This is a genomic window from Rathayibacter sp. AY1A3, from assembly GCF_002930975.1.
GTDB lineage: Bacteria > Actinomycetota > Actinomycetes > Actinomycetales > Microbacteriaceae > Rathayibacter.
In genome coordinates, this window is record NZ_PSTO01000019.1 from 1 (window position 1) to 15,383 (window position 15,383).

A 15,383-nucleotide genomic window follows, 5' to 3' on the forward strand; every position below is an offset into this window, starting at 1 on the left:
GGAGCGCGCGGCGAGGGAGCGGGGGAGGGCGGCGCGTAGACTGGGGCGGCCATGATCCAGACTCTCGACCTCCGCGGCCGTCGTCCCTCCTCCGCCGAGCTCCTCGCCCTCGTGCCCCGCAATCCGGGCACCTCCGCCTCCGTCGGGCCCGTCGTCGCCGAGCTGATCGCCGACGTCCGAGAACGCGGCGCGGAGGCGCTCCTCGACCAGGCGGAGCGGCTGGACGGCGTGCGCCCCCCGCACCTCCGCGTGCCCGCCGAGCAGATCGCCGAGGCGCTCGACCGCCTCGACCCGGCCATCCGCAGCGCACTCGAGGAGGCGATCGCGCGCGTCCGCCGCGCCAGCGCCGCGCAGATCCCCCCGCCCCGGACCACCGAGCTCGACGACGGCGCCACGGTCACCCAGCGCTGGCAGCCCGTCGCCCGCGCCGGGCTGTACGTCCCCGGCGGCAAGGCGGTCTACCCGTCGAGCGTCGTCATGAACGCCGTGCCCGCGCAGGCCGCCGGAGTCGCCTCCATCGCCCTGGTCTCGCCGCCGCAGAAGGCGTTCGGCGGCTCCGTCCACCCCACGATCCTCGCGGCGGCCGCTCTGCTCGGCATCGACGAGGTCTATGCGATCGGAGGCGCCGGAGCCGTCGCCGCGCTGGCCTACGGCGTCGACTCGATCGGGCTGGATCCCGTCAGCATCATCACCGGGCCGGGCAACGTCTGGGTCACCACCGCGAAGCGCCAGGTGCTCGGCCAGGTCGGCATCGACTCCGAGGCGGGCCCGACCGAGATCCTCGTGATCGCCGACGACTCCGCCGACCCGCGCCTGGTCGCAGCCGACCTGGTCAGCCAGGCCGAGCACGACGAGGCCGCCTCCGCGGTCCTGGTCACCGACAGCGCCGAGCTCGCCGCCGCCGTCGAGCGCGAGGTCGCCGTCCAGGCCGCCGCCACCCACCACGCGGAGCGCGTGGCCATCGCGCTCGACGGCCCGCAGTCCGCGCTCGTGATCGTCGACGACCTCGAGCTCGCCTGCGCGTTCAGCGACGCCTACGGCCCCGAGCACCTCGAGCTGCACACGGCCGACCCCGTCGCGACCGCCGAGCGGATCCACGACGCCGGCGCGATCTTCCTCGGCCCGACCACCCCGGTGAGCCTGGGCGACTACCTCGCCGGCTCCAACCACGTGCTCCCGACCCTCGGGCAGGCGCGCTTCTCGTCCGGGCTCGGCGCCTACACCTTCCTCCGGCCGCAGCAGGTGATCTCGTACGACCGCGGTGCGCTCGAGCGCGTCGCCCCGCACATCCGCGCTCTCAGCGACGCCGAGGCGCTGCCCGCCCACGGCGACGCCGTCGACGCCCGCTTCGCCTGAGACCGAGAGGCCCTCGATGTTCTGCCCCTTCTGCCGGCACCCCGACTCCCGAGTGATCGACTCGCGCACGAGCGACGACGGCCTCTCGATCCGCCGCCGCCGGCAGTGCCCGTCGTGCGGCCGGCGCTTCTCGACGACCGAGACCGCGAGCCTCGTCGTGATCAAGCGCAGCGGAGTCGTGGAACCGTTCAGCCGCGAGAAGATCGTCAGCGGCGTCCGGAAGGCCTGCCAGGGCCGACCCGTCACCGACACCGATCTGGCCGTGCTCGCGCAGCGGGTGGAGGAGAGCATCCGCTCCACGGGCGCCTCGCAGATCGACGCGAACGACATCGGCCTCGCCATCCTGCCGCCGCTGCGCGAGCTCGACGAGGTCGCCTACCTCCGCTTCGCGAGCGTCTACCAGGCGTTCGACTCGCTGGACGACTTCGAGTCGGCGATCACCCTGCTCCGCGCCGAGCGCACCTCCGTGCCCCACAGCGCCGACGAGATCTGAGGCCCGGGTGTACCCGCTCCTGTTCCGCACCGTCCTGCGCCGCCTCGACCCGGAGCGGGCGCACCACCTGAGCTTCCCGGTGATCCGGGCCCTCGGAGCCCTCGCTCCGGTCCTGCGCCGGACCACCGTCCCGCGCGGAACGCCCGCGGTAGAGACGCTCGGCCTCCGCTTCGAGACCCCGTTCGGCGTCGCGGCCGGCTTCGACAAGGACGCCACCGCGGTCCTGGGCTTCGGCGCGCTCGGCTTCGGACACGTCGAGGTCGGGACCCTGACCGCTCGGGCGCAGCCGGGCAACGACCGGCCGCGCCTCTTCCGGCTGATCGCGGACCGCGCCGTCGTCAACAGGATGGGCTTCAACAATCACGGCGCCGAGGCCGCGGCGCAACGGCTGATCCGGCTGCGCAGCGCGCGCCGCCGCCCCGTGATCGGCGTGAACATCGGCAAGAGCCGGGTGGTCGAGGTGGACGACGCGATCGAGGACTACCTGATCAGCACGCGCCTGCTCGCGCCGCTCGCCGACTACCTCGTCGTGAACGTCAGCTCGCCGAACACCCCCGGGCTCCGCGGCCTGCAGGAGATCGACCGCCTCGAGCCGCTCCTCGCGGCCGTCAAGGACGCCGCCGACACGACGCCCCTGCTGGTCAAGATCGCCCCGGACCTCTCCGACGACGAGGTCGGCCGGGTCGCCGAGCTCGCCGTCCGCCTGGGTCTGGACGGGATCATCGCGACCAACACGACGCTCTCCCGCGAGGGCCTCTCGACCGATCGTGCCGTGGTCGAGGCGGCCGGCGCCGGCGGCCTCTCCGGTGCCCCGCTGGCCGCGCGCTCGCTCGAGGTGCTCCGCGTGATCCGCGGCGTCGTCCCCGCGGCCTTCTGCGTGATCTCCGTCGGAGGAGTCGAGACGGCCGAGGACGTGCGCGAGCGCCTCGACGCGGGCGCCACCCTCGTCCAGGGCTACACCGCCTTCATCTACCGCGGGCCCCTGTGGGCTCGGGACATCAACCGGGGACTGGCCCGCGCCTCCTGACCCGCCGTGCACGACAAGGGCCCCGGAGCCGCGCGAGGCGCGACCGCAGGGGCCATTCGTGGTCCGCCGTCCGACTACTCGGGGAAGGCGCGGCGCTTGACCTGGGGCTTCGGCAGTCGCATGACGCGCAGCTGGAGGGCGCGCATCGCGGCGTACCAGCGGATGCCCTTCTCGACCTTGTCGGCGCCGTAGCGCTCGGCGAGCTTCCGGCGCATCCGCATGCCGAGGAGGATGCAGTCGATCACCGCGAGGAGGAAGAACACCCAGAGGATGACGAGCGTCGCGTACTGCAGCTCCGGCTGCGGGAAGAAGCTCAGCAGCAGGACGACGACCATCACCGGGATGAGGAACTCGCCGAGGCTGAAGCGCGCGTCGACCCAGTCGCGCACGAACTTGCGCTGGGGACCCTTGTCGCGCAGCGGCAGGTAGCGCTGGTCGCCGGCGGCCAGGCCGATGCGGGCCTGCTCGCGCGACACGGCGGCCTTCTCGCGGGCGTCGCGGGCGGCCTGCTTGCGGTCGGTGACGACCAGCGGACGCTTGCGGGCCAGCTCCTGCTCGCGCCGGGTCGGCGTCGGCCGGCCCTTCCCGGAGCCGGGGGAGCCGGCGTCGTCGGGCGTGTCGGTTGCGATCGGGTGCTTGGCCACGGGGAACGTCCTTGGAATCGGGGGTCTCTTAAGATTACCTCCATGGCTCACGACGCTCCGACTCCGCCCGCACTCTCCTCCGACGAGGAGGCCGTCCTCGCCGCCGTCCGCGACGATCTGCCGCGCTCGCTCGCCCAGCTCGGGCAGCTCGTGCGGATCCCGTCCGTCTCGTGGGACGGCTTCGACGCGACCCGCGTGGCCGCCAGCGCCGAGGCCATCGCCGAGCTCGCACGCGAGACGGGCGTCTTCGACGACGTCGCGATCCACAGCGCCACGATCGACGGCACCGACGTGCTCGGCCAGCCTGCCGTCCTGGCCACCCGCGCCGCCCGCAACGGAGCGCCGACCGTCCTCCTCTACGCCCACCACGACGTGCAGCCGCAGGGCGCCGAGTCGGCGTGGGAGACGCCTCCGTTCGAGCCGACCGTGCGCGGCGACCGCCTGTACGGGCGCGGTGCCGCCGACGACAAGGCCGGAGTCGTGTCCCACCTCGCCGCGGTGCGCGCACTCCGCGAGGTCGCGGGCGAGGACCACGACCTCGGGCTCGTCCTCTTCATCGAGGGGGAGGAGGAGTTCGGGTCGCGCTCGTTCCCCACCTTCCTCCGCGAGCACCACGACGCACTCCGCGCGGATGCGATCATCGTCGCCGACAGCGACAACTGGGACGTCGACACCCCCGCGCTGACGGTGGGCCTGCGCGGCAACGTCACCTTCACCCTCACCGTCAGCACTCTCGCGCACGCCTCGCACTCGGGCATGCTCGGCGGAGCGGTCCCGGACGCGATGCTCGCGGCGGTCCGCCTGCTCGCGACGCTCTGGAACGAGGACGGCTCGGTCGCCGTCGCAGGCCTCACCGAGCACGACGGAGCGGTGCCCGAGACGACCGAGGAGGACCTCCGCCGCGACTCCGGGCTGCTCGACGGGGTCTCGCCGATCGGCACCGGCGCGATCCTCTCGCGCCTGTGGTCGAAGCCGGCCGTCACGGTCACCGGGATCGACGCGCCCAGCGTCGTCGACGCCTCCAACACCCTCGTCCCGTCCGTGCGCGTGAAGATCAGTGCCCGCATCGCCCCCGGCCAGGACGCGGAGGAGGCGTTCGCCGCCATCGAGAGCCACCTGCGGGCGAACTCCCCGTTCGGCGCCAACCTCGCGATCGAGGACGTCGACACCGGCAGCCCGTTCCTGGTCGACGCGACCGGCTGGGCCGTGGACCTGGTGAAGGGCGCGATGGCCGACGCGTGGGGACGCGAGCCCCTCGAGACCGGGATCGGCGGGAGCATCCCGTTCATCGCCGACCTCGTGCGCGAGTTCCCCGAGGCGCAGATCCTCGTCACCGGTGTCGAGGACCCCGACTCGCGCGCGCACAGCCCCAACGAGTCGCTGCACCTGGGCGTCTTCAAGCGCGCCGCGCAGACCGAGGCGCTGTTCCTGCTCCGCGCCGCCGCTCACCGCGACTGACCACCGGTCGTGGAATACCCGGGTGACCACCCGGGTTGCAGCCGTAGAATCCCGGAAGGCACGACGACCGTTCCGCCCGTCCCCTGAGGAGTGACATGTCAGACACACTGACCGACCAGACGGCGACCCCCCTCGCCACCCCGCCCAGCGCGGCCCACGGCGTCTCGATGACCCCGACCGCCGCCGCCAAGGTCAAGAGCCTGCTCGAGCAGGAGGGCCGCGACGACCTGCGCCTGCGCGTCGCCGTGCAGCCCGGCGGCTGCTCCGGCCTCATCTACCAGCTCTACTTCGACGAGCGCACCCTCGACGGCGACGCCGCAGTGGAGTTCGAGGGCGTCGGCCTCGTCGTCGACAAGATGAGCGTCCCCTACCTCGACGGCGCCTCGATCGACTTCGAGGACACCATCCAGAAGCAGGGCTTCACCATCGACAACCCCAACGCGGGCGGCAGCTGCGCCTGCGGCGACAGCTTCCACTGACGCCGCGCGGCCCCGGGCCGCAGCGCCTCCGAACGGCGTCCGACAGTCCACTCCGGTGGCCCGTCGGGCGCCGTTCGTCATGACTGCACCACTCGGCCGGGACGTCAAGAGCGGGTCGTCGTGCACCGGGCCGCCGGAGCGGAAGGGTAGGCTGGAGCCGGTCTAATACAGTTTCGTGTGAACTGGTCCCCAGTCTTCCGAAAGGTCACCGGTGCGCTTCAATCGCCGAATCCGCAGATGGGTCGCTGCCCCCGTCGCAGGAGCCCTCGCCCTCGTCCTCGCGGGCTGCACGCAAGAGCAGCTCCAGGGCTGGCTCCCCACCGAACCCGGCACGACGAACCACGTCGACCGCGTCATCGGACTCTGGGTCACCTCCTGGATCGTCCTGCTCGCCGTCGGCGTCGTCACGTGGGGTCTCACCATCTGGGCGGTGGTCGTCTACCGCCGTCGCAAGGGGCAGACCGGCCTGCCGGTCCAGCTGCGCTACAACATGCCGATCGAGATCTTCTACACGATCGTGCCGCTGATCCTCGTGATCGGCTTCTTCGCCTTCACCGCGCGCGACCAGGCCGCCATCGAGCAGCCCTACGACGACCCGGACGAGACCATCCAGGTGTACGGCAAGCAGTGGGCGTGGGACTTCAACTACGTCGACGAGGACGTCTACTCCGCCGGTATCCAGGGCCAGTACCAGGAGGGCGGAGACGCCGCCGGCTCGCTCGTCGAGTCCGAGATCCCCACGCTCTACCTGCCCGTCGGACAGAAGATCAAGATCCAGCTCGACGCGCGCGACGTGATCCACTCCTTCTGGGTAGTCGACTTCCTCTACAAGAAGGACATGATCCCCGGCAAGACGAACTACATGTACGTCACGCCTCTCAAGGAGGGGACCTACGCGGGCAAGTGCGCCGAGCTCTGCGGCGAGTACCACTCCGCGATGCTCTTCAACGTCAAGGTCGTCTCGCAGGGCGAGTACGACGACTACATCCAGTCGCTGCGCGACGCGGGCCAGACCGGTCAGCTCGGCGCCGAGTACAACCGCAATTCGAACCTTCCCGGAACCGGCGCGCCGGCCCGCGAGAACGAGGAGTAAGGGAGCATGAGCACCGCCACGGCACCCCGCCCGACGCGCACCGCCGGCACTCCGCCGGTCCAGCGCAAGGCGAACGTCCTCGTCCGCTGGATGACGTCGACCGACCACAAGGTCATCGGGTACATGTACCTGATCACGTCGTTCATCTACTTCTGCATCGCCGGCGTGATGGCCCTGGTCATCCGCGCCCAGCTGTTCGAGCCCGGCCTGAACGTGGTCGAGACGCGCGAGCAGTACAACCAGCTGTTCACGATGCACGGCACGATCATGCTGCTGATGTTCGCGACGCCGCTCTTTGCCGGGTTCGCCAACGTCCTGATGCCGCTGCAGATCGGCGCCCCCGACGTCGCGTTCCCCCGCCTCAACGCCTTCGCGTACTGGCTCTACAGCTTCGGCTCGCTCATCGCGGTCGCCGGATTCGTCACTCCGCAGGGTGCGGCGTCCTTCGGCTGGTTCGCGTACGCGCCACTGTCGAGCACGACGTTCTCACCAGGGCTCGGCGGCAATCTCTGGGTCTTCGGCCTCGCGCTCTCGGGCTTCGGCACGATCCTCGGCGCGGTGAACTTCATCACGACGATCATCACGATGCGCGCTCCCGGTATGACGATGTTCCGCATGCCGATCTTCACCTGGAACATCCTGGTGACGTCGATCCTCGTGCTGCTCGCGTTCCCGGTGCTCGCCGCCGCGATGTTCGCCCTCGGCGCCGACCGGGTGTTCGACGCCCACATCTACGACGCGGCCAACGGCGGTGTCCTGCTCTGGCAGCACCTGTTCTGGTTCTTCGGCCACCCCGAGGTGTACATCATCGCGCTGCCGTTCTTCGGCATCGTGTCCGAGGTCTTCCCGGTCTTCAGCCGCAAGCCGATCTTCGGCTACAAGACGCTGATCTACGCGACCATCGCGATCGCCGCCCTCTCCGTGACGGTGTGGGCGCACCACATGTACGTCACCGGATCGGTCCTGCTGCCGTTCTTCTCGCTGATGACCATGCTCATCGCGGTTCCGACCGGCGTGAAGATCTTCAACTGGGTCGGCACCATGTGGCGCGGATCAGTGACCTTCGAGACCCCGATGATCTGGGCGATCGGCTTCCTGATCACCTTCACCTTCGGTGGACTCACCGGCGTGATCCTCGCGTCGCCCCCGCTCGACTTCCACGTCTCGGACTCGTACTTCGTGGTGGCGCACTTCCACTACGTCGTGTTCGGAACCGTCGTCTTCGCGATGTTCTCGGGCTTCTACTTCTGGTGGCCCAAGTGGACCGGCAAGATGCTGAACGAGACGCTGGGCAAGTGGCACTTCTGGCTGCTGTTCATCGGCTTCCACACCACCTTCCTCATCCAGCACTGGCTGGGCGTCGTCGGCATGCCGCGCCGCTACGCCAGCTACCTGCCCGAGGACGGCTTCACCTGGATGAACCAGGTGTCGACGGTCGGAGCGATGATCCTCGCGGTGTCGCTGATCCCGTTCTTCCTGAACGTGTACATCACGGCCCGCAAGGCGCCCAAGGTGACGGTGAACGACCCGTGGGGCTTCTCCCGGTCGCTCGAGTGGGCCACCTCGTGCCCGCCGCCCCGCCACAACTTCACCTCGATCCCGCGCATCCGCAGCGAGGCCCCGGCGTTCGACCTCAACCACCCCGAGGCCGGCATCCCCGTCGGAATCGGTCCGGCGAAGGACGCTCCGGACGCCCCCACGTACGACAAGTCCGAAGGCACGGTGAAGTAGGCCATGCGCGCCAACGTCAATCTCTTCTGGCTCCTCGCGGGCTTCTTCCTCCTCGCCGACATCACGTACATCGTGTGGTCGCTGCTCGACACGGGCCAGGTGGAGTGGGTCGGCACCGTCGGCATCGGCCTCTCGGCCGTGCTGGGAGCGTTCATCGCGTTCTACGTCGGCCGCGTCCACAAGGCGCAGGGTGCCGAGCTCCCCGAGGACCGCCTCGATGCGGACATCGATGACGGAGACCCCGAGCTGGGCTTCTTCAGCCCGTGGAGCTGGTGGCCGCTGATCCTGGGCGGTTCCGCGGCCCTCGGATTCCTCGGCCTGGCCGTGGGGTTCTGGATCACCTACATCGCCGTCGGACTCTTCCTGGTCGCCATCGCCGGCTGGGTGTACGAGTACTACCGCGGGTACTTCGCCCGCTAGGGCGCATCGCACGGCCGAGGGCCGGGTGCACGAGGGCTTCGGCTCCGTGCACCCGGCCTTTTCGCTTATCCAGGAGGAAGCGATGCGCGGTCGGGGCCCGGTCGGCTCGGCCGTTCGGCTGCGTGCAGGGGCGTCATTCGCCGATCGGTGGCGGATCGAGCCTTCCGGTGAGAGCCGGGACCTCCCGGTGAGGGCCGGGGCCTCCCGGTGAGGGCCGGGATCGCTCAGTGAGGGATGACGAGGTGAGCTGGATCTCTCGCGGTGTCCTGCTGGCGGGACACCGAGGCGTCCTGCGCGGAGGAACTCGTCTGGGCACATCCCGACGGCCCGCGACGTGAAAGCTCGCAGGGCAGTGCAGCGGGCGGCGCCGAGCAGGAGCGTCGGCCCGCGTCATCACCCCTACGGGTCTGCGCTGCGACGGCTCCTGCTCCGGTCAGGGGTGAGCGGGCTACGCCTGTGGCGGCTCTCCTGTGCGCCTATGGGCGTGCCGACGGCGGTGGCGCGCTACGGATCGCGGATACTGCTGCGCCTGCGGCTGTCGTGGGGCTGCTGCGCCTGTTCTGGCGCCTGCGCCGCCCTGCGGACGTCTGTACACCGTTCCGAACCCAGCGGAGCCCGCACCCCGGCGGAACCGCGCGCGCCCCTGCGGCTCTCGGAGCTCCTCGGTACGGCTAGCGGGTCGTGCCGGTCGGCGCGGGGACAGGGAGCCTGAGACGCCGCTGCAGCGACGGTCGTCGATGTCCGGAGGTCGCCTCCTCGGTCTCACCGGCGAGCGTCGCCGTCGCCGATCACAGAGGGTTCGACCGTGAGTGGGGGGAGGGCAGTCCTGATAGGCCTGCTGGGGACGGGTGCCCTCGAACTGATCCGGAGCGTCTCGACGTGTAGGGGGACCGGGGACCTCACCGGACGACCACACTGCGAGCACGCAGAGGGGCTGGATCACTCCATGATCGGACGGGGGCGGACGTCTCCAGCTCGGCGGTGAGACGGCGTCTCGTGATCCAAGGAGCGGAGGTCTCGAGGTCCGGAGTATCGCCCCACCTTCCTGCCGGCTTGTCGCCGTCGAGGCGCTGTGATCCGGTCTCACCGGCTCCCGCTCTACCGCCGACCTCCACCGCTCCAGGAGTCAGGCGCCGCCCCGCTGCAGGAACGACGAAGGGCCCGGACGAACGAACGTCCGGGCCCTTCGGGGGAGGATCAGTGCTCGCTGTGCGAGCTCTCGAGCTCCTTCTGGGTGACGGGGGTGATCCGGTCCTCGAAGAACCAGCGGGAGAGGCCGGCGCGGACGCGCTGCGGGGCGGTGATGCGGCCACGCGAGTCCGGACGGATCATCAGGGGCTCGTACTCGTCCTGACCGACGAGCTTCCAGCGCTCGTACTCGTCGAGCTGCTGGTGCACCTCGATGAACTCGCCGCCGGGGAGGCGGACGATGCGGCCCGACTCGAAGCCGTGCAGCGCGATCTCGCGGTCCTTCTTCTGCAGCGCCAGGCAGATGCGCTTGGTGATGAAGTACGCGATGAACGGACCCGCGATGAGCAGGAACTGCAGGCTGTGGATCACGCCCTCCATCGTGAGGTGGAAGTGCGTCGCGATGAGGTCGGACGAGGCGGCGGCCCAGAGGACGGCGTAGAAGCTGACTCCGGCGGCGCCGATCGCGGTGCGGGTCGCGGCGTTGCGCGGGCGGTCGAGCAGGTGGTGCTCGCGCTTGTCACCGGTGATCCACGCCTCGAGGAACGGGTAGAGCATGACCACGGCGATGAACAGTCCGAGACCGACGAGCGGGATCAGGATGTTGAACGACAGGGTTCCGATGCCCGGGATGGCCCACTCGAGTCCCGGCGGGACGAGGCGCAGGGCGCCGTCGGCGAAGCCGATGTACCAGTCGGGCTGGGTTCCCGCGGAGACGGGCGAGGGGTCGTACGGGCCGTAGTTCCAGATCGGGTTGATCGTGAACAGCGAGGCGATGAGGACGACGACGCCGAAGACGATGAAGAAGAATCCACCGGCCTTCGCGGCGTAGACCGGCAGCACCGGGTAGCCGACGACGTTCTGCTCGGTCTTGCCCGCACCGGGGAACTGGGTGTGCTTGTGGACGACCACGAACACGAGGTGCAGGGCGATGAACGCGAGCACCAGCGCCGGCAGCAGCAGGATGTGCAGCGTGTAGAGGCGGCCGACGATGTCGGTGCCCGGGAACTCGCCGCCGAAGAGCAGGAACGAGATCCAGGTGCCGACGATCGGGATGCCCTTGACCATGCCGTCGATGATGCGGAGGCCGTTGCCCGAGAGCAGGTCGTCGGGGAGCGAGTAGCCGGTGAAGCCCTCGGCCATCGCGAGGATGAAGAGGACGAAGCCGATGACCCAGTTGAGCTCGCGGGGCTTGCGGAACGCACCGGTGAAGAAGATGCGCAGCATGTGCAGGCCGATCGAGGCCACGAACAGCAGCGCCGCCCAGTGGTGGATCTGCCGCATCAGCAGGCCGCCGCGGATGTCGAAGGAGATGTCGAGCGAGGACGACATCGCCGCCGACATCTCGATGCCCTTGAGGGGCAGATAGCTGCCCTCGTAGTGCGTCTCGACCATCGAGGCCTGGAAGAAGAAGGTGAGGAAGGTGCCCGACAGCAGGATGATGACGAAGCTGTAAAGCGCGACCTCGCCGAGGAGGAAGGACCAGTGGTCGGGGAAGATCTTGCGACCGAACTCCTTGACGACCGCGGAGATGCTCGTGCGCTCGTCGATGTAGTTCGACGCCGCTCCGACGTACCCCTTCTGGAACTTGCCGGATCCGAGGATGACGCCGTCCTCGGGCTCCGCGGGGGAGCTGGAGGGGCGTGAGGGGGTGGTGGTGGACATGTGAGTCATCGCTCCCAGAAGGACGGTCCGACGGGCTCCGTGAAGTCGCTTCTGGCGACCAGGTAACCCTCGGCGTCGACGGTGATGGGGAGCTGCGGAAGCGGACGCTTCGCCGGGCCGAAGATGACGGCGGCCTCGCGCGTGATGTCGAATTGCGACTGGTGGCACGGGCACAGCAGGTGGTGGGTCTGCTGCTCGTACAGCGCCACAGGGCAGCCGACGTGCGTGCAGATCTTGGAGTAGGCGACGATTCCGTCGTAGTTCCAGGTCTCGCGACCCTCACTGACGATGAGGTCCTCCGGCTTCAGGCGCATCAGGAGGACGGCGGCCTTGGCCTTCTCCTCCAGCTTGCCCTCGGCGTCGTTGAGGCCCTCGGGGATGACGTGGAAGGCGGATCCGAGGGTGACGTCCGATGCGAGGATCGGCGCTCCCGACGGGTCCAGGGTGAGCCTCGTGCCCTCTTCCCACAGGGTGGTCTTGAGGAGGGCGACGGGGTTCTGGTCCTGCGGGCCGAGGCCCCGGAACAGGATCACGGCGGGCAGGGGGAACACGACGAGGGAGGCGATCAGGCTGTTCCGGACGAGGGAGCGGCGGCCGAAGCCGGACTCCTTGTCGGACTGGTCGAAGATCTCGAGCGCACGGGCGCGGGTGGGCTCCGCGCTGCGGACGGGGTGGCGGATGTCGATGCCCTCGTGGTCCGACATCAGCTGCTTGCCCCAGTGGACGGCGGCGATGCCGATGCCCAGGAGCGCGAGGGACATGCCCAGGCCGATGAACAGCGTGTTCAGCCGGACCGACGCGACGTCCTCGGTGATCGGGAACGCCATGTAGGCGGCGACCGCGAAGATCGAGCCCGCGAAGGAGAGGTAGAAGAGCGTGTACACCGTGCGCTCGGCACGCTTCTCGACCTTGGGGTCGAGGTCGGTCATCCGGGGGCGGTGCGGCGGGAGGCCCGGGTCCTGGACGCGGTCCCGCGTCACGACCGCGGTGCCGGCCGGAGCCGTTCCGTGCCCGGTGGCCGACGAGGTGGCGAGGTCCGTGCCACCCTCATCGTGCTCTGCCATGGTTCTCCTTTTCACGCCGTGTCGGCACCAGTCGGTGCCGTGGGTCAGTCGCGCCCGTCAGGGCGCTGCAGTCGTCTAGTTGGATCGGGCGGTGATCCACACCGTCAGGGCCACGATCGCGCCGAGGCCGAAGATCCAGAGGAACAGGCCCTCCGCGACCGGCCCGAGGGAGCCGAGCGCGAATCCGCCCGGGGACGGGTTGGCCTCGATGTACTTGAGGTACGAGATGATGTCGCGCTTGTCCTCGGGCGAGATGTTCAGGTCGTTGAAGACCGGCATGTTCTGCGGGCCGGTGACCATCGCCTCGTAGATGTGGGCCTCGGTCACGCCGCCCAGCGGGGGGGCGAACTTGCCCTCGGTGAGCGCGCCGCCGGCTCCGGCCACGTTGTGGCACATGGCGCAGTTGATGCGGAACAGCTCGGCGCCGTTCGCCGCGTCGCCCTGTCCGTCGAGGACCTCGCCCTCGGGGATCGCGGGGCCGGGGGCCAGCGACGCGACGTAGGCGGCGAGCTCGCCGACCTGCTCGTCGGTGAACTGCACCGGCTTCTCGAGCGCCTGGGGGCCGTGCATCTGCATCGGCATGCGGCCGGTGCCGACCTGGAAGTCGACCGACGCCGCGCCCACTCCGATGAGGGAGGGAGCGTTGTCGGTGCCCGCGGCGTCGAGGCCGTGGCAGGTGGCGCAGTTCGCGGCGAAGAGCTTCGAGCCCTCGTCGATCGTCTGCTGGCTGGTGGACGACGTCTCCGCGGAGGCGGACGTCGCGACGCCGACCGCGGCGTAGGTCCCGCCGGTGAGCCCGAGGCCGATGGCGATCAGGGCCAGGGTGGCGAGCGGGTGGCGGCGACCCTTCTTGGCTCGGCTCTTCGTCTTCGGGGAGGCCATCGAGGCGTCCTTCCTGCGGGGGTCGGGAGTGGAGTGGGGCATCGGCGGGCGCGTCACTTGAGGAAGTAGATGACGGCGAACAGGCCGACCCAGACGACGTCGACGAAGTGCCAGTAGTACGAGACGACGATGGCGCTCGTCGCCTCCTTGTGGCCGAAGTTCTTGACCGCGAAGCCGCGGCCGATGACGAGGAGGAACGCGATGAGGCCGCCGGTGACGTGCAGGGCGTGGAAGCCGGTCGTCAGGTAGAAGGCGGAGCCGTAGGCGTTGCTGGAGAGCGTGACGCCCTCGGAGACGAGGGTCGCGTACTCGAGCACCTGGCCGGAGACGAAGACCGCGCCCAGGGCGTAGGTGAGGAAGAACCACTCGACCATGCCCCACTTGAACGGGCTGAGGCCCGTCGCACGCGGCTGCAGGCGCTCAGCGGCGAACACGCCGAACTGGCAGCTGAACGACGAGGCCACGAGGATCACCGTGTTAACGCCCGCGTAGGGGACGTTGAGGATCTGGGTCTCGGCGCCCCAGAGCTCGGGAGAGGTGCTGCGCAGGGTGAAGTAGATCGCGAAGAGGCCCGCGAAGAACATGACCTCGCTGCCCAGCCAGACGATCGTTCCGACCGCGACCGGGTTGGGTCGGTTCACTACGGGCGCGGTGGCCGTGGGGGAGAGAGAGGTGCTCGTCACACAGACCATTATGGCCGATGGCAGGGGAGGGAAGTCGCACTAGCCGGGAGGCGATCCTCGTCGCATAATCTGGGAGCCATGTCGGAAACCCTGTCCTGGCCGCACGTTCTCAGCGCACTCCTCGAGTCCTCCGATCTGAGCGTCTCCGAGGCGACGTGGGCCATGGAGCAGGTGATGGAGGGCGCGGCGACTCCGGCGCAGCTCGCCGGACTGCTGGTGGCCCTCCGGGCGAAGGGCGAGACCGTCGACGAGATCGTCGGCTTCCGCGACGCGATCCTCGACCACGCGGTGCCGCTGGACGTGGACCCGATGGCCCTGGACATCGTCGGGACGGGCGGGGACCGCTTCGGGACCGTCAACATCTCCTCCACCGCGTCGATCATCGCGGCCGCCGCCGGCACGCCCGTCGTGAAGCACGGGAACAAGGCCGCGTCCTCCTCCTCCGGCTCCTCCGACGTGCTCGCGGCACTCGGGGTCGACCTCTCCCTCTCCCCCGAGCGGGTGGCCGAGGTGTTCCGGCGGACGGGGATCGCCTTCGTCTTCGCGTCCCTCTTCCACCCCGGCTTCCGGCACGCCGGTCCGGTGCGCGCCGAGCTGGGCGTGCCGACGGTGTTCAACTTCCTCGGCCCGCTCTGCAATCCGGCGCGTCCCGAGGCCTCGGCGGTCGGAGTGGCGCACCTCGACCGGGTGCCGCTGGTCGTCGGCGTGTTCCGGACGCGCGGGGCGACGGCTCTGGTGTTCCGCGGGGACGACGGCCTCGACGAGCTCACCACCACGGGTCACAGCCACATCTGGGAGGTGTCGCGCGGCTCCGTGGTCGAGCACGACCTCGACCCGCGCGACCTGGGCCTGCCCCGCGCGCGGATCGACGAGCTGCGCGGCCGCGACGCCGCCTACAACGCGAGCGTGGTGCGCTCGGTGCTCGCGGGAGACGGCGGCCCCGTCCGCGACATCGTCCTTCTGAACGCGGCCGCGGGCCTCGCGGCGTTCGACCTGGCGCGCGACCCGGACCTGGTGCGCACGCCCGTCCTGGAGCGCCTGCGGACGTCGATGGACCGCGCGGCGGAGGCCGTCGACTCCGGGGCCGCCACGGCCAAGCTCGAGGAGTGGGTCCGCGAGACGCAGCGCGCCGTCGTCCCGCTGCCGTAGGCGCGAGCGCAGGGCGTAACGTGGGGATGCTGTCCGCGACGGTGCGGGCGG

Annotated in this window: 14 protein-coding genes; 9 read left to right on the top strand and 5 right to left on the bottom strand. The window is 70.0% G+C overall.

The features are described 5' to 3' along the window. The first annotated feature begins 51 nt into the window (after positions 1 to 51). The 3 genes from hisD to C5C10_RS10320 are packed head-to-tail and all read left to right on the top strand — an operon-like array spanning position 52 to position 2,876. On the top strand, positions 52 to 1,356 hold the full coding sequence (gene hisD, locus C5C10_RS10310) for a histidinol dehydrogenase (protein WP_104329183.1): 1,305 nt from the start codon (positions 52 to 54) through the stop codon (positions 1,354 to 1,356). Positions 1,357 to 1,372: 16 nt separating this feature from the next. Continuing rightward, a complete protein-coding gene (nrdR, locus tag C5C10_RS10315; protein WP_104224657.1) occupies positions 1,373 to 1,849 on the top strand; it encodes a transcriptional regulator NrdR in 477 nt (158 codons plus the stop codon). A gap of 7 nt (positions 1,850 to 1,856) precedes the next feature. Further along, positions 1,857 to 2,876 carry a quinone-dependent dihydroorotate dehydrogenase gene (locus C5C10_RS10320; protein WP_104224656.1) on the top strand — a complete coding sequence of 340 codons (1,020 nt, stop codon included), beginning with the start codon at positions 1,857 to 1,859 and terminating at the stop codon, positions 2,874 to 2,876. A 74-nt stretch (positions 2,877 to 2,950) separates the two neighbouring features. Here C5C10_RS10320 and C5C10_RS10325 read toward each other — a convergent pair whose 3' ends face one another. Next, positions 2,951 to 3,520: a DUF3043 domain-containing protein gene (locus C5C10_RS10325; RefSeq protein WP_181027102.1), complete on the bottom strand. Its 570-nt coding sequence runs from the start codon at positions 3,518 to 3,520 to the stop codon at positions 2,951 to 2,953. A 42-nt stretch (positions 3,521 to 3,562) separates the two neighbouring features. On the opposite strand from C5C10_RS10325, the gene C5C10_RS10330 reads away from it, so the two are divergent. The 5 genes from C5C10_RS10330 to C5C10_RS10350 all read left to right on the top strand — a co-directional run bounded on the left by C5C10_RS10330 (position 3,563) and on the right by C5C10_RS10350 (position 8,701). Continuing rightward, complete coding sequence (locus C5C10_RS10330; RefSeq protein ID WP_104283721.1) at positions 3,563 to 4,978, top strand: dipeptidase; 1,416 nt, start codon at positions 3,563 to 3,565, stop codon at positions 4,976 to 4,978. Between the two features lie 95 nt (positions 4,979 to 5,073). Beyond that, positions 5,074 to 5,457 carry an iron-sulfur cluster insertion protein ErpA gene (gene erpA, locus C5C10_RS10335; protein ID WP_104224654.1) on the top strand — a complete coding sequence of 128 codons (384 nt, stop codon included), beginning with the start codon at positions 5,074 to 5,076 and terminating at the stop codon, positions 5,455 to 5,457. A 211-nt stretch (positions 5,458 to 5,668) separates the two neighbouring features. Then, positions 5,669 to 6,550, top strand: coding sequence for a cytochrome c oxidase subunit II (coxB, locus tag C5C10_RS10340; RefSeq protein WP_104224653.1), 882 nt, complete (start codon positions 5,669 to 5,671; stop codon positions 6,548 to 6,550). Between the two features lie 6 nt (positions 6,551 to 6,556). Next, positions 6,557 to 8,281 (top strand): cytochrome c oxidase subunit I, encoded by a 1,725-nt coding sequence (gene ctaD / locus C5C10_RS10345; protein WP_104224652.1) that lies wholly within the window; start codon positions 6,557 to 6,559, stop codon positions 8,279 to 8,281. 3 nt (positions 8,282 to 8,284) lie between these two features. Next, positions 8,285 to 8,701 (top strand): cytochrome c oxidase subunit 4, encoded by a 417-nt coding sequence (locus tag C5C10_RS10350; protein WP_104224651.1) that lies wholly within the window; start codon positions 8,285 to 8,287, stop codon positions 8,699 to 8,701. Between the two features lie 1,197 nt (positions 8,702 to 9,898). On the opposite strand, the gene C5C10_RS10360 is transcribed toward C5C10_RS10350, so the two are convergent. The 4 genes from C5C10_RS10360 to C5C10_RS10375 form a co-directional block, all read right to left on the bottom strand. Next, complete coding sequence (locus C5C10_RS10360) at positions 9,899 to 11,554, bottom strand: ubiquinol-cytochrome c reductase cytochrome b subunit (RefSeq protein WP_104224650.1); 1,656 nt, start codon at positions 11,552 to 11,554, stop codon at positions 9,899 to 9,901. A 5-nt stretch (positions 11,555 to 11,559) separates the two neighbouring features. Continuing rightward, entirely contained in the window at positions 11,560 to 12,618 is a 1,059-nt protein-coding gene (locus C5C10_RS10365) for a ubiquinol-cytochrome c reductase iron-sulfur subunit (protein WP_104225358.1), read from the bottom strand. 75 nt (positions 12,619 to 12,693) lie between these two features. Then, entirely contained in the window at positions 12,694 to 13,500 is an 807-nt protein-coding gene (locus C5C10_RS10370; protein WP_104224648.1) for a c-type cytochrome, read from the bottom strand. Between the two features lie 53 nt (positions 13,501 to 13,553). Next, positions 13,554 to 14,192, bottom strand: coding sequence for a heme-copper oxidase subunit III (locus tag C5C10_RS10375; RefSeq protein ID WP_104224647.1), 639 nt, complete (start codon positions 14,190 to 14,192; stop codon positions 13,554 to 13,556). A gap of 69 nt (positions 14,193 to 14,261) precedes the next feature. On the opposite strand from C5C10_RS10375, the gene trpD reads away from it, so the two are divergent. Further along, entirely contained in the window at positions 14,262 to 15,332 is a 1,071-nt protein-coding gene (gene trpD / locus C5C10_RS10380) for an anthranilate phosphoribosyltransferase (protein WP_104225357.1), read from the top strand. The last annotated feature ends 51 nt before the right edge of the window (positions 15,333 to 15,383 follow it).